This window comes from Pseudomonas salmasensis, assembly GCF_014268375.2.
GTDB classification, from domain to species: domain Bacteria; phylum Pseudomonadota; class Gammaproteobacteria; order Pseudomonadales; family Pseudomonadaceae; genus Aquipseudomonas; species Aquipseudomonas salmasensis.
On the sequence record NZ_CP077083.1, the window covers coordinates 675,954 to 689,049 of the forward strand.

Annotated in this window: 14 protein-coding genes; 8 read left to right on the forward strand and 6 right to left on the reverse strand. The window is 60.7% G+C overall.

Annotation, left to right across the window (positions count from 1 at the left end; all coding sequences use genetic code 11):
• The first annotated feature begins 162 nt into the window (after nt 1-162).
• The gene (locus HU731_RS02785) at nt 163-1,308 is read left to right on the forward strand and encodes a MalY/PatB family protein (protein WP_186609011.1); all 1,146 of its coding nucleotides are present in this window, start codon (nt 163-165) and stop codon (nt 1,306-1,308) included.
• A 55-nt stretch (nt 1,309-1,363) separates the two neighbouring features.
• Here the strand turns inward: HU731_RS02785 and HU731_RS02790 are convergent, their stop codons facing one another.
• Complete coding sequence (locus HU731_RS02790; RefSeq protein WP_003173733.1) at nt 1,364-1,579, reverse strand: TOBE domain-containing protein; 216 nt, start codon at nt 1,577-1,579, stop codon at nt 1,364-1,366.
• A gap of 345 nt (nt 1,580-1,924) precedes the next feature.
• Between HU731_RS02790 and HU731_RS02795 the strand changes: the two genes are divergently transcribed.
• From HU731_RS02795 to pcsA, 4 genes are all read left to right on the forward strand, one after another.
• Complete coding sequence (locus tag HU731_RS02795) at nt 1,925-3,175, forward strand: ribonucleotide-diphosphate reductase subunit beta (protein ID WP_032892020.1); 1,251 nt, start codon at nt 1,925-1,927, stop codon at nt 3,173-3,175.
• A 150-nt stretch (nt 3,176-3,325) separates the two neighbouring features.
• The gene (locus HU731_RS02800; protein ID WP_186608533.1) at nt 3,326-3,814 is read left to right on the forward strand and encodes a DUF1289 domain-containing protein; all 489 of its coding nucleotides are present in this window, start codon (nt 3,326-3,328) and stop codon (nt 3,812-3,814) included.
• A 588-nt stretch (nt 3,815-4,402) separates the two neighbouring features.
• On the forward strand, nt 4,403-5,323 hold the full coding sequence (locus tag HU731_RS02805) for a class I SAM-dependent methyltransferase (protein WP_186608530.1): 921 nt from the start codon (nt 4,403-4,405) through the stop codon (nt 5,321-5,323).
• Between the two features lie 148 nt (nt 5,324-5,471).
• Nucleotides 5,472-6,188 carry a phosphatidylcholine synthase gene (pcsA, locus tag HU731_RS02810; protein WP_073525045.1) on the forward strand — a complete coding sequence of 239 codons (717 nt, stop codon included), beginning with the start codon at nt 5,472-5,474 and terminating at the stop codon, nt 6,186-6,188.
• A gap of 4 nt (nt 6,189-6,192) precedes the next feature.
• Here pcsA and HU731_RS02815 read toward each other — a convergent pair whose 3' ends face one another.
• From HU731_RS02815 to HU731_RS02825, 3 genes are read right to left on the reverse strand one after another with little or no spacing between them, the layout of a single operon-like run.
• Nucleotides 6,193-6,957 carry a nuclear transport factor 2 family protein gene (locus HU731_RS02815; RefSeq protein ID WP_186608529.1) on the reverse strand — a complete coding sequence of 255 codons (765 nt, stop codon included), beginning with the start codon at nt 6,955-6,957 and terminating at the stop codon, nt 6,193-6,195.
• 38 nt (nt 6,958-6,995) lie between these two features.
• A complete protein-coding gene (locus HU731_RS02820) occupies nt 6,996-7,466 on the reverse strand; it encodes a nuclear transport factor 2 family protein (RefSeq protein WP_186608528.1) in 471 nt (156 codons plus the stop codon).
• 2 nt (nt 7,467-7,468) lie between these two features.
• The gene (locus HU731_RS02825) at nt 7,469-8,413 is read right to left on the reverse strand and encodes a haloalkane dehalogenase (protein ID WP_186608527.1); all 945 of its coding nucleotides are present in this window, start codon (nt 8,411-8,413) and stop codon (nt 7,469-7,471) included.
• 114 nt (nt 8,414-8,527) lie between these two features.
• Between HU731_RS02825 and HU731_RS02830 the strand changes: the two genes are divergently transcribed.
• Both HU731_RS02830 and HU731_RS02835 read left to right on the forward strand, forming a co-directional pair.
• Nucleotides 8,528-9,466 (forward strand): LysR substrate-binding domain-containing protein, encoded by a 939-nt coding sequence (locus tag HU731_RS02830; RefSeq protein ID WP_186608526.1) that lies wholly within the window; start codon nt 8,528-8,530, stop codon nt 9,464-9,466.
• Nucleotides 9,467-9,699: 233 nt separating this feature from the next.
• The gene (locus HU731_RS02835) at nt 9,700-10,479 is read left to right on the forward strand and encodes a TSUP family transporter (protein ID WP_003191011.1); all 780 of its coding nucleotides are present in this window, start codon (nt 9,700-9,702) and stop codon (nt 10,477-10,479) included.
• On the opposite strand, the gene nudC is transcribed toward HU731_RS02835, so the two are convergent.
• Together nudC and HU731_RS02845 are read right to left on the reverse strand one after the other, a co-directional pair.
• On the reverse strand, nt 10,447-11,280 hold the full coding sequence (gene nudC, locus HU731_RS02840; protein WP_186608525.1) for an NAD(+) diphosphatase: 834 nt from the start codon (nt 11,278-11,280) through the stop codon (nt 10,447-10,449). The genes HU731_RS02835 and nudC overlap by 33 nt on opposite strands.
• Before the next feature lie 5 nt (nt 11,281-11,285).
• Nucleotides 11,286-12,098 (reverse strand): crotonase/enoyl-CoA hydratase family protein, encoded by an 813-nt coding sequence (locus HU731_RS02845; RefSeq protein WP_186608524.1) that lies wholly within the window; start codon nt 12,096-12,098, stop codon nt 11,286-11,288.
• 183 nt (nt 12,099-12,281) lie between these two features.
• Between HU731_RS02845 and HU731_RS02850 the strand changes: the two genes are divergently transcribed.
• On the forward strand, nt 12,282-12,836 hold the full coding sequence (locus HU731_RS02850; RefSeq protein WP_186608523.1) for a UPF0149 family protein: 555 nt from the start codon (nt 12,282-12,284) through the stop codon (nt 12,834-12,836).
• Nucleotides 12,837-13,096: the final 260 nt, after the last annotated feature.

Sequence of the window (13,096 nt, forward strand, 5' to 3'; positions counted from 1 at the left end):
CCTAGCCGATTCAATCCCCAGCGCAATGGCGTTTTTATTACAGAACTTGTCGGTCATGGAACGCACACCGCTGCGCAAGTCGGCAATCAGCTCTGGCCTATAAAATTAATGGCGCTAGAATCGGCGCCATTCTTTTACCGCCGCCCTGATACGAGCCTGTCCATGAGCTTTGATTTCGACACCATCCACCCACGCTTCGATACCGGCAGTACCAAGTGGAGCCGTTACCCGCAAGACGTTTTGCCGATGTGGATCGCTGACATGGACATCGCCGCGCCACCCGCCATTTTGCAAGCCCTGCACGCACGCCTTGACCAGCAGATTCTCGGCTACAGCGTGGCCGGCCCGGACGTGCGCGACGCTATCGTTGCTGACCTGTGGGCCAAGTACGCCTGGCGCGTACAGCCCGAAGAACTGCTGTTTCTGCCCGGCGTCGAGCCTGGCTTCAATATGGCCCTGCACGCTTTCGTCCAGCCCGGCCAGGCGGTGGTACTGCAAACCCCCAACTATCGGCCGATTCGCCTGGCGCCCGGCAACTGGAACCTGCCACGCATCGAAGTGCCGTTCCAATTGATCGATGACGAATACCGCACACCGCTGCCGGCCATGCGCCAAGCCTTGAGCGGGGCCGGGGCGCTGTTGCTGAGCAACCCGCACAACCCCATCGGCAAGGTGTTTGCCCACGAAGAGTTGCTGGCGGTGGCCAATGCCTGCCTGGATACCGGCGCATTGATCATCAGCGACGAAATCCACGCCGAGCTGTGCTTCGACGGCCGTCACCACATCCCCACCGCCAGCCTCAGCCCCGAGATCGCCCAGCGCACCATCACCCTGATGTCAGCGAGCAAGGCGTATAACGTGGCCGGCCTGAAGACCTGCTTCGCCGTGGTCCAGAACGCCGAGGTGCGTGAGCGTTTCAATCAGGCGCGCTGCGGCATGGTCGACAGCGTCAGCCCACTGGGCCTGGAAGCCACCCGCGCCGCCTACAGCCAATGCACCCACTGGCTCGGCGCGCTGGTGCAGTACCTGCAAGCCAACCGCGACTACCTGCTCGACGCGGTAAAAACTCGCCTGCCCGGCCTGGTGATGCATGCGCCACAGGGCACCTTCCTGGCGTGGCTGGACTGTAGCGCCCTAGGCCTGGATGACCCGCAACGGTTCTTCCTGGAACAGGCCAAGGTGGGCCTGAGCGCGGGGATTGAATTTGGCGATGACAGCCAGCAATTCGTGCGCCTGAACTTCGGTTGCCCACGGGCGATGCTCGAGGAAGGTATACAGCGGATGGAACGTGCCTTGCGCCAGCGCTGACTGGCCAAGCGAAGCATTCGTGGGAGGGGTAAGCAATCCCCCCCCACATCATCCATCACAACTTGGCGATGGACACTTCCGTCGACTTCACAAAGGCAATCACTTCACTGCCCACCTTCAATTCGAGGTCTCGCACCGAGCGCGTGGTGATCACCGACGTCACAATACCCGACGCGGTCTGCACGTCGATTTCCGACACCACCTCCCCCAGCAGAATCTCCTTGATCACGCCTTTGAATTGGTTGCGCACGTTGATCGCTTTGATGGTCATGTCGGCTTTCCTTTTGGCTGTTGGGTCAATCCGCACGAATGCGCAGGCCCTCAAAATGCGCTGCCGGCCAAAACATTAAAAGGAATATATATCTATTTATTTATTCGATAACGGCATAAGCACAATTATGTTTCCTGGCCAGTCTTCTGCTGAACAGCGACCTATGACCGCACATCTTGTGCGTTGACCAACTTTGTCACACCCCATATAGTGTGCCCACAAACAGATCAGACCACTACATAGTGTGCAGCATCGGTATTTACCGACCACACTACGCGCAGTATTTCAATGCCTTGTAGCCTGCAAAAACATTTATTTTTTCGAGTACCAGGAAGGAGTATTTCCATGCTGAGTTGGGATGAAGTCGACAACGAAGACACCGGTGCAGCGGTGATCAAAGGCGCCAACGCCGGCCACGCCACCGAAGCCAACATGGACCGCCTCGACGGTGCTGGCGCCGCTGCCGCAGTGGAAGCCCGCGCCGTCACCGCCAACGACTCCGCCGCCATCGTGCGCGCCAAGGCCGCCCTGGACAAACTCGACGTCGCCGAAGGCCTCGCCGAGCTGGAAGGCGCCTCCGCCCGCGTCGCCGTTGACGAAAAGCGCATGATCAACTGCCGCGCCGACCTCAACCAACTCGTGCCATTCAAGTACGACTGGGCCTGGCAGAAGTACCTCGACGGCTGCGCCAACCACTGGATGCCGCAAGAGGTCAACATGACCGCCGACATCGCCCTGTGGAAAAACCCCGAAGGCCTGACCGACGACGAACGCCGCATCGTCATGCGCAACCTGGGCTTCTTCTCCACCGCCGACTCCCTGGTGGCCAACAACCTGGTACTGGCCGTGTACCGCCTGATCACCAACCCCGAGTGCCGCCAGTACATCCTGCGCCAGGCCTTCGAAGAAGCGATCCACACCCACGCCTACCAGTACTGCATTGAATCGCTGGCCATGGATGAAGGCGAGATCTTCAACATGTACCACGAGATTCCATCGGTCGCCAAAAAGGCCGCCTGGGGCCTGAAATACACCCGTTCGATCTCCGATCCGAAGTTCGAAACCGGCACCGTCGACACCGACAAAGAACTGCTGCGCAACCTGGTCGCCTACTACTGCGTGCTGGAAGGCATCTTCTTCTACTGCGGCTTCACCCAGATTTTGTCCATGGGCCGCCGCAACAAAATGACCGGCGTGGCCGAGCAGTTCCAGTACATCCTGCGCGATGAGTCGATGCACCTGAACTTCGGTATCGACGTGATCAACCAGATCAAAATCGAAAACCCGCACCTGTGGGATGCCGAGATGAAAGAAGAAGCGACCCAGATGATTCTGCAAGGGACGCAGCTGGAGATCGAATATGCGCGGGATACCATGCCGCGTGGGGTGTTGGGCATGAATGCGGCGATGATGGAGGATTACCTCAAGTTCATTGCTAACCGTCGCCTGTCGCAGATCGGCTTGAAGGAAGAATATCCAGGCACCACCAACCCGTTCCCGTGGATGAGCGAGATCATGGACTTGAAGAAAGAGAAAAACTTCTTCGAGACCCGTGTGATCGAATACCAGACCGGCGGCGCGCTGAGCTGGGACTGACATAACCTCTGTAGGAGCGAGCTTGCTCGCGAAGAACGTCAACGATAACGCGTGCATCCTGAATGAACGCGGTGCCCTTGGGGTCTTCGCGAGCAAGCTCGCTCCTACATGGGGGCAGCGGTGTTCTTCAAACTTTTGCAAATTGCCTTTATGCCCAACCAAACCATCAAGACCCCTTGCGTCGGCCTGTGCTCCACCGTCTACGGTGACCTGGTCTGTCGGGGCTGCAAGCGTTATCACCATGAAGTAATCCAGTGGAATGGCTATAGCGCCGAGGAAAAACAGGCGGTGTGGCTGCGCCTGGAGCAGTTGCTGGTACAGGTGATGGCCAGCAAGCTGGAAGTCTTCGATCCGCAGCGCCTGCGTCAGCAACTGGAAGCGCGCAAGATTCGCTTTGTGCCGCACCAGTCGCCGTATTGCTGGGCATACCAACTGATTGCCCGTGGCGCACGAGTGATCTCCAAGCTGGATGCCTACGGCTTGACGTTGCTGCCCGAGTTTCGCGAACGCCACCTGGCGGACCTGCGCGATGCGATAGACCGGGAGTTCTTTCTGCTGTCCGAGGCGCATTACGAACGCTATATCGCCCCGGTTTTCTTGAAAGAGTCATTCGGACCGGCGCTGATTGCCACGCGCTGACCCACATCGCAAACGCTGTGGCTTGCCTGCGATAGTAACCACGCTGCGAAGCGAGCCGCTCTTGATCTTGCTCTTGATCTGCTTTTGATCTTGATCTTAGGCGCCCCGTTAAACCACGCTGGCCGGAATTCGACAGGGATTTGGGGGGTAAACCGGCAGGGATGCCGGTTTAGCCGCCCCGCGCCATGGATGGCGCGTGGCGGCGGCCCCCCAAATCACTGGCGGATTACGGGCACACCGAGCCTAGGCGAGGTGCCGAGTGGTGGGGCAAGAGCCCTTTTGGTTACTTTTGGGGCTCTTTTCCAAAAGTGACCCGCTGTCAGAGCGGACCCCTAAGTGGCCGTTACCTGAATAACGGATATGTACCCGGTCCAACTGTGTTGACTGTCAGGCCGCCTTCGCGAGCAAGCCCGCTCCCACAGTTTGATCGCAGGGTGTCAGGTAGAGAAGTGTCGGCTGTCAGGCCGCTATCGCAGGCAAGCCAGCTCCCACAGTTGGACCGCGGGGTGTCATCCCCTTCACAGGCCAGCCCCCCTCCTACCCAATTGTGTTTAAAATGCCGCCCGCCCCGATGACCGACGCTTAACGATGACCCCAGACGCCCTCGCTACCCTGCACGCCCACTTGCTCACTGCCCTAGCTGACGCGCCTGCGGAAACCCGGCGCGTGTTCCATGGCCGTGGCCGTTGCTGGCCGGGCTTGGAACAACTGACGGTGGACTGGCTGCAAGGGGTGGTGCTGGTTGCTTTGTTCAAAGAAACCGAGCACCTGGATGCCCTGAAGCACACGCTGTTGCAGATCGAGTGGAGCCGTTTCGGCGTGCACACCGTGGCCCTGCAACACCGCTACCTGCCGCAAAGCACCACCGAATGGCTGGTGGGCGACGCCATCGACGAACTGACCATCACCGAGGGCGGCCTGCGCTACCTGATCAACCTGGGTAAAAAACAGAACAGCGGGCTGTTCCTCGACATGCGTTACGGGCGCAACTGGGTGCGCGAACAGGCCAGCGGCCAACGGGTGCTCAACCTGTTCGCCTATACCTGCGGTTTTTCCGTGGCCGCCATCGAAGGCGGCGCCGACCATGTGGTGAACCTGGACATGGCCCGTGGCGCCCTCAGCCGTGGCCGCGACAACCATCGCCTGAATGGGCACGACCTGAGCCGGGTGAGTTTCCTGGGCCACGACCTGTTCAAGTCCTGGGCCAAGGTGACGAACAACGGCCCTTACGACCTGGTGATCATCGACCCGCCCTCCTTCCAGAAAGGCAGCTTCCTGCTGACCAAGGATTACCAGCGCGTGCTGCGCCGCCTGCCAGACTTGCTCAGTGCCCAGGGCACCGTGCTGGCATGCATGAACGATCCTGCCTTCGGCGAAGACTTCCTGATCGACGGCGTGACCCGCGAAGCGCCGGGCCTGCGGTTTGTACAGCGGCTGGAAAACCCACCGGAATTCCCTGACATCGACCCGCAAAGTGGGCTAAAGGCACTGGTGTTCCGTCAGGGCTGATGCCCAAATGGCCTACGCTTGCTACGCTAACGGATACGCCGGGCGGTGAACCTTATCCTCCCCTTCCCGGTCGATACCTGCATTCCCTGGCCAGACTCGACAGCGCTACGTCGTCGGCTGCCCCGTTTGACCTTTTGGAGAACCGCCCGTGATATCGACCCTGCATGTAGCCAGACTCAAAGCCTGGGGCGCCCACGGCTTTACCGCCACCGGTGTGGTGCTGGCCTTTCTGGCCACCCTGGCGCTGCTGGAAAACTCCCCCAAGGCGTGCCTGCTGTGGCTGGGCCTGGCATTGGTGGTGGATGGCGTCGATGGCTCACTGGCGCGACGGGTGAATGTCAGCACGGTGCTGCCCAGCTTTGACGGCTCGGTGCTGGACCTGGTGATCGACTACCTCACCTACGTATTCATTCCGGCACTGTTTATCTACCGCTACATCGACCTGCCCGATTTCACCCACCTGTTTGCGGTGTCGGTGATCCTGGTGTCGTCGCTGTTCTGCTTTTGCAACGTGAACATGAAGAGCAAGGACAACTACTTCGTCGGCTTCCCTGCCGCCTGGAACGTCGTTGCCCTGTGCGTCTATATCATCCAGCCGGATGCCTGGGTCACCTTGCTGACCGTGATCGGCCTGGCGCTGTTGACCGTGACGCCGATGAAGTTTTTGCACCCGTTCCGGGTCAAGCGCTTCATGCCGATCAACATCGCAGTGACGACCATCTGGCTGTTGTGCAGCTTCCTGATGGTGGTGGATTACCCGAATACCAACCCTTGGACATTCGGCTTGTGGTCGCTGATGTCGGCCTACTTCCTGGGTATCTGCATCTGGCGCACGGCCCTGGAATGGCTGGGCGCGCACAAATAACGTTCTAGAACGCCCCGTTGTCGTGGGGTACGACATCGGGGAACACCGCCGCTACCTGCCACTGTTCAGCGATCTTTGCGTGCGCATCGACCCTGAACAGGTCCCAGAAGGTATGGGTTTGACCATTGACCCGTCCTTCTGACTGGACCGCGACAAACTCACCTTCAGCCACCACCTGCCTGATCGCGACATACTCCTTGTCGCTCACCGCCAACGCTTGCGCCAGGCAAGCCGCGCCATCGGCAATTTCCGTAATGTGCTGCGCCAACCCATGCTTGCTGATGAACTCGGGCAGGCGCTGATGCTGCCTGTCGACCAGCACCGTCTGGACGAAGGCGGTTGCAGTGTTTTTGCTGTGCGCGGTCCTATCCGCATGTTCGACTGTCGCCGGCCCGTCGAGTTGGGTGCGACCCGATGCCGAAATACGCATGACGGGCACCGACGCATCCCAATGCTCCTGGATCTGATCATCCGCAACGCGGAACATGTCGATGCCGACAACGGCTTCGCCGCCTGTGAATACGCCGTTGAGCCAGTTGCGATGAATGCCGTGCAACACCACCAGGTCACCGTCGCTGAAGATCCTGGTCAGCTCGTAGCTGTAGTCGTCTCGCAGGCTTGCCACTAACTGCTCAAGACCTTCTCGGCCGGTTTGCACATAGGGGCTGTGCTGCTTGTAGGTCGGGGCGACCCACTTCTGGATAACGGCCGGGTCCTTGGCGGTCATCAGTTCGGTCCACATCGTGGTTACCACATCTTTTGCGTTCATGTATCACCTCGTCTTTGCAATCAGGAGTGCCGCAGTCGCTACTTCGCGTCACCGTCAACCGGACGCGCCAGGCCGAAATCGAGCAGTGCGACGTAGGGGTTCCAATGCTCGCGATAGGTTTTGATCTTGCCGCCTTCCAGCGTCACGATCGAAATGTAGTTTTGCTCGTAGAGCTTGCCCGAACCCTTGATGGTGGCCGTGCCGGAGTATTCGTAGACGTAGGTGTGCGGCTGCTGCAGCCTGTGAATGGTCCAGTTCTCTACCGGCCCGATATCGAGGTTTTCCATATAAGGCACGAGCGAGCTGAAATAGCGCTTCATGGCCTCGGCCCCACGCACTTCCTTGAAGAACAGGCCAAACTCGGTGGGCGCGAACGGAAACTCCCAACCGCCGTCCGGGGTGAAATAGGGAATCATCCGTGTCGGGTTTTCGGTCCAGCCGTTGACGGCATTGCAGACAAAGCGCGCGACTTCCAGCGCATCGTCGGGGCCTTTGTAGGTGTGTTTCATGGTCAACCTCCAGGGGTCAGGTCATGCACGGGTGTGAATGGGATGGCTTCAGATGATGGGCGCAGTTCTCGCAGGAACAGCGACAGCGCCAGGCCGATCTCGGCCGGAGCGTCTTCCTGCAGGCTATGAATACCCGGCACGCTGACTTCGCGTTGATTGGCCCAGGTGCGGGCATAGGCCAACGCACGCCCGGTAAGCACTGCGCCTGGCTCCCCGACGATCAGAAGCTTGGGCAGCGCCTCGGTCGCCAACCACGCGCCGAACGCCTCGACGATCGTGACGACGCCTGCCGGTTCACCCTCGATAGGCAGTTCGCGGGGCCAGGCTAAGGTCGGCCAGCGATCTTCCCGGGTGGCGAAGGGCGCGCGGTAGGCGTCCATTTCCTTGGCGCTCAGGGTGCGCAATGTGGTGTGAGGCAGGATCCCCTCGATGAAGAGGTTCTCCTCAAGGATCATCTGCTCGCCGGCTTCCGAGCGCAGCGCTTTGAAGAGGTCCTTGCCTGCGCCGGCGTAATCTTCCCAACTTCCCGCAAACACCACGCCTTCCATATACACCAGCGCCTGTACGCGATCCCGGTTGCGGTTGGCCCAGTGCGCCCCCAGCGCAGTGCCCCAGTCATCGGTGACCAACACAACGTTGGTCAACCCCATGGCCTCGAACCAGGCATCGAGATAGCGGGCATGGTCCTCAAAACGATAGGCACGGGTCGGCGACTTGCCCGAAAGCCCCATGCCGACCAGGTCCGGCGCCAGGCATCTGCCGTGTGGCAGCGCGTGAGGAATGATGTTGCGCCATAGATACGACCACGTCGGGTTGCCATGCAGGAAGACGATGGGCTCGCCTGTGCCGACATCCACGTAGCTCATGTGGGTGTCGAGGACGGCAACGCGCTGGCGTGGATGGGGGTCGCCGTATTGCGCAAGATTGGCGGCGGTAAGCAGAGGCATGTCGGGGGCTCCTTGGGTACCAGCTGATTCGGTGAGTCATCAGCCTAACCAAAGGACAATCATCCCAGTAGATGCTAGTTTTGAACCCTCTGTTACTTAAAACCGGACAATCGAATGACCACCCAGGCTGTGCTGGAGGACCTCAACGATCTCTACTATTTCTCCATGGTCGCCGAGCACGGCGGGTTCTCGGCGGCGGGACGCGTGCTGGGCATCCCCAAGTCGCGGCTCAGTGCACGCGTCGCGGCGCTCGAACAACGCTTGGGTGCCCGCTTATTTCATCGAACCACACGGCATGTGTCCCTGACCGACCTCGGTGAGCGGTTTTTCATCCATTGCCGCGCCTCGATCACCGAAGCGCTGGCGGCCCAGGAAGTCATCGACATGGCCAGCGCCGCGCCACGCGGGCTGGTGCGCATCAGTTGCCCGGTGCTGGCGACGCAGGTATTCCTGGCGCCTTACCTGCCGGCGTTCATGACCCGTTACCCCCAGGTGCGCGTGCAGGTGCTTGCCACCGATCGCACGGTGGACCTGCAGGCAGAATCCGTGGACATCGCCGTGCGGCTGCGCCGGCCGGAGGACATGGACCCCGACCTGGTCGCCAAACCCCTGGGGATGAGCCGGCGCATCCTGGTCGCCAGCCCCGACTACCTCAAGCGCACGGGGCCGTTGACCCATCCGGACGAGCTGGCACAACGGCAGACGCTGTACTACGAAGCGGCGGATGAGCCACAGCCACAATGGCTATTGGTTGGGCCCGAAGGTGCATACACCACGGCGAGGCTGCGGCCGACCTTGATGTGCCGCGAGCATGAAACGATCCTGAATGCGGCCATCCACGGGTTGGGCATCGCGATGATGCCGGATGTCGCGTGCCTGCCTGCGCTGGCTCGACAGCAACTGGTGGTGGTTCTGCCAGCATGGAGTGCACCCGAGCTGACAGTGCACCTGGCGTATTCGGCGCGGCGCGGCATGCTGCCTTCGGTCAGGGCGCTGATTGACTTTCTGTTCGAGCATCTGCCACAGATTGTGATGCAGAACTCGGTTCGATGAGGCCAGGTGTCTACCCGCTTCCACGGGGAATCTGTGCCGGGTGCTGATTTTGTCGGCAATGCATGACCCATGTGGGAGCTGGCTTGCCTGCGATAGCGGTGGTTCAGTTGAAGATTCAGTGACTGACACGCCGCCTTCGCGAGCAAGCCCGCTCCCACATTTGCATCGCCTAGACCCGCTACATCGCAGTAAGATGCAGCCTTTCTGCGGCCCTCCAACAATAAGCCCTGCCCATGCCCTTTGAACTCAGCGTAGACCTCACCACCCTGGCCATCCTGGCCGTTGTCGCTTTTATCGCCGGTTTTATCGACGCCATCGCCGGCGGTGGCGGTTTGTTGACCACGCCTGCCCTGCTCACCGCTGGCATGCCGCCGCATCTGGTACTGGGCACCAACAAACTCAGCTCCACCTTCGGCTCGGCCACCGCCAGCTTTACCTTCTACCGCCGCAAGCTGTTCCACCCACGCCAATGGGTGCACGCCATCGTCGGTACCTTGATCGGTGCGCTGACCGGCGCAGTCGTCGCCCATTACTTGCCCGCCGAAACCCTGAACAAGATGCTCCCGGTGATCGTCTTCGCCTGCGGTGTGTACCTGCTGTTTGGTGGCACGCCCAAGGCACCCCTGGATGCCGAGGCACCGATCAAGAAGAAATGGCAAGCCACCCAGGGCTTCGGCCTGGGCTTCTACGACGGCGTGGCGGGGCCCGGCACGGGGGCGTTCTGGACGGTCAGCACGATGCTGCTGCACCCCATCGACCTGGTGAAGGCCAGCGGCGTAGCGCGCAGCATGAACTTCGTCAGCAACGCGGCGGCGCTGACGGTGTTTATCATCAATGGGTCGGTGGACTGGATTGTCGGCCTGGCGATGGGGGTATCGGTGATGTGTGGCGCGTTCTTTGGCGCACGCAGCGCGATCAGCGGCGGCGCCAAATTCATTCGCCCGGTGTTTATCACCGTGGTCCTGGGCCTGACCGTGCGCCTAGCCTGGCAGCACTGGTTCAGCGTGGCCTAAACGGCGGGCCAGGTAGAGGTCGATGAGGTAACGCGCAATCGAGCGTGACGCCGGCAACGGCGGCAGTTCGTGGATATTGAACCACTGCGCGTCCTCGATCTCGTCGGCCTGGGGCACGATATCGCCACTGGCGTATTCGGCGTGAAAGCCCAGCATCATCGAGTGCGGGAACGGCCAGCATTGGCTGCCCATGTACTGGATGTTCTTGACCTCCACCTGCACCTCTTCGCGCACTTCACGGATCAGGCAGTCTTCGGCGGATTCACCCGGCTCGGCAAAACCGGCCAAGGTGCTGTAGACCCCCGTGACAAAACGCGGCGAACGCGCCAGCAGGATCTCATCACCACGGGTCACCAGCACAATCATGCTCGGCGAGATGCGTGGGTAGCTGCGCAGGTCGCAGGCCTGACAATACATCGCCCGCTCCCTCGGCACCTGCACCATCGCCTGGCCACAACTGCCACAAAAACGGTGCTCCCGCGCCCAGGTACCGATCTGCGCGGCGTAGCCCAGCACCTTGTACAGGGTGTGATCACCTTGCAGCATAAAACCACGCAGGCCCTGCCAACTGCACCCTTGCACCTCTGCCGGCGCGTTGAGCTCCAGCAGGTACACCGGCTCGCCATCGAGGTGGCCGATGCCGTGTTCAGCGAACACCGACAGCTCTTGGCGCTTGAGCCATTCGCGCGGGAACAGCGGGCCGTTGGTGTCGTGTAAAAAGCCTTCGCGGCTGCGGGCGACGGCCCAGCCGCCAGGGGCGTCGTTGTCCAGAAGCGTTGTGGTAATCCAGCCTGGGGTCATGTCAGTCAATCCACGAATTCGGGTTTCTGCTTACTCATATGGGCCGCGATGGCCACGCGCAGGTCGTTGGATTGCAACATAGCCGAGTTCCAGGTGGCAACGTATTCCAGGCCGTCATTGACTGTGTGGTCACGCATGTAGCTGATCATGGCCTTGGTGCCGGTCACGGCAATCGGCGACTTGGCGGCGATTTGATAGGCCAGGTCCATGACACCCGCCAGCAGGCTTTCATGATCGGCAAACACGCGATTGACCAGGCCGATGCTGCGCGCTTCTTCGGCGCCGAATTGACGACCGGTGTAGGCCAGCTCACGCAGCATCCCGTCGCCGATAATGCGCGGCAGGCGTTGCAAGGTGCCGACGTCAGCGGCCATGCCGATGTCGATTTCCTTGATCGAGAATTGCGCGTCCTCGGCGGCATAGCGCATGTCGCACGCGCTGATCAGGTCGATGGCGCCGCCAATGCAGTAGCCCTGGATCGCCGCCAGCACAGGCTTGCGGCAAGTGTCCACGGCGTTGAACGAGGCTTGCAGCTCGAGAATCTTGCGGCGCAGCAGCCGCGCATTGCGACCCACGTCCTTGCCAAAATCATTGGCGATCGAGGCCAGCATCATCAGGTCGATGCCCGAGGAAAAATGCTTGCCCGCGCCGCTGAGCACCACGGCACGCACGGCGTCGGTCTCGTCGACCCATTGGAAGATGTCGATGATTTCGGTCCAGAACGCCGCGTTCATGGCGTTGATCTTTTCCGGGCGATTGATCTGCACATGGGCAACGTTGCCGCTGAGTTCGACAACGAAGGCTTGGTATTCGGACATGGCAGTGATCCCTGACTGGCGATTGAGAAAGGCCAGACTATATCAAGGGTGCGCCACGGCGCATCGGCCAAAAGCGGGACTGGCACCGCGCAGGAAAAGACGCTGGATAAAACCCCGCACACACGCCATCCTTCGCGCTTTAAGCCGCCCCAACCGCGGCGCTCGACGTTTAAAGGACATGCCATGCAACTTCATCCCCTCGCCCCTGCCGATTTCGACGCCATCGAGGCCATCTTGCTGCAATACGGCGACGACCACTCGGTGCTGAACATGGCCGAACTCGACGGTTACTTCACCGCGCTGGTCTCAAGCCCAGCCCAAGTGGACGTGGCCGAGTGGTTCCCGGCTATCTGGGGTGGGCAGAACCCCGAATGGGACAACATGGACGAAGCCCAGGGTTTCCTTGAGTTGTGCGTGCGGCATATGAATACCCTGGCCGCGCAGTTGGCCACCGACGCCCAGGCGTTCAAGGCCCGTTTCGATGACACCGAGCATCAAGGCCAGGTGGTGACCCTTGCCGAGGAATGGTGCTTTGGCTATGTGCGCGGCGTGGCGATCGCCAACTGGCCGCCATTGCCCGCTGTACAAGCCGGGCAACTGGAGCGGATTTCCTGGTGCGCCGAGCAGGACAATTTCGAACTGCCGGCAGACCTGGATGTAAAGGCCCATCAACAGCGGGTCAGCGAAATCGAACCGGCTGCGCGGGCGCTGCATGACTACTGGCTGAGCCAGCGTTAATTCAGTAGGAGCGAGCTTGCTCGCGAAAAACTTCCAGGCGCCGCGTTCATTCAGGAAGCCCGCTTTATCGTTGGCGTTTTTCGCGAGCAAGCTCGCTCCTACAGTTAGGGCAAGCCCCCCCCCACATTTAGGCCGGAGCGCACGCCAATACATCACGCAAATCACCCGCTCACTCGACAAGCATGGCGTGTTTGCCTGATGATTCGGGTCCGCATGTCGGCCACTCCACGCCACCTCGCCTTGACCAGGAGCCTTGTACC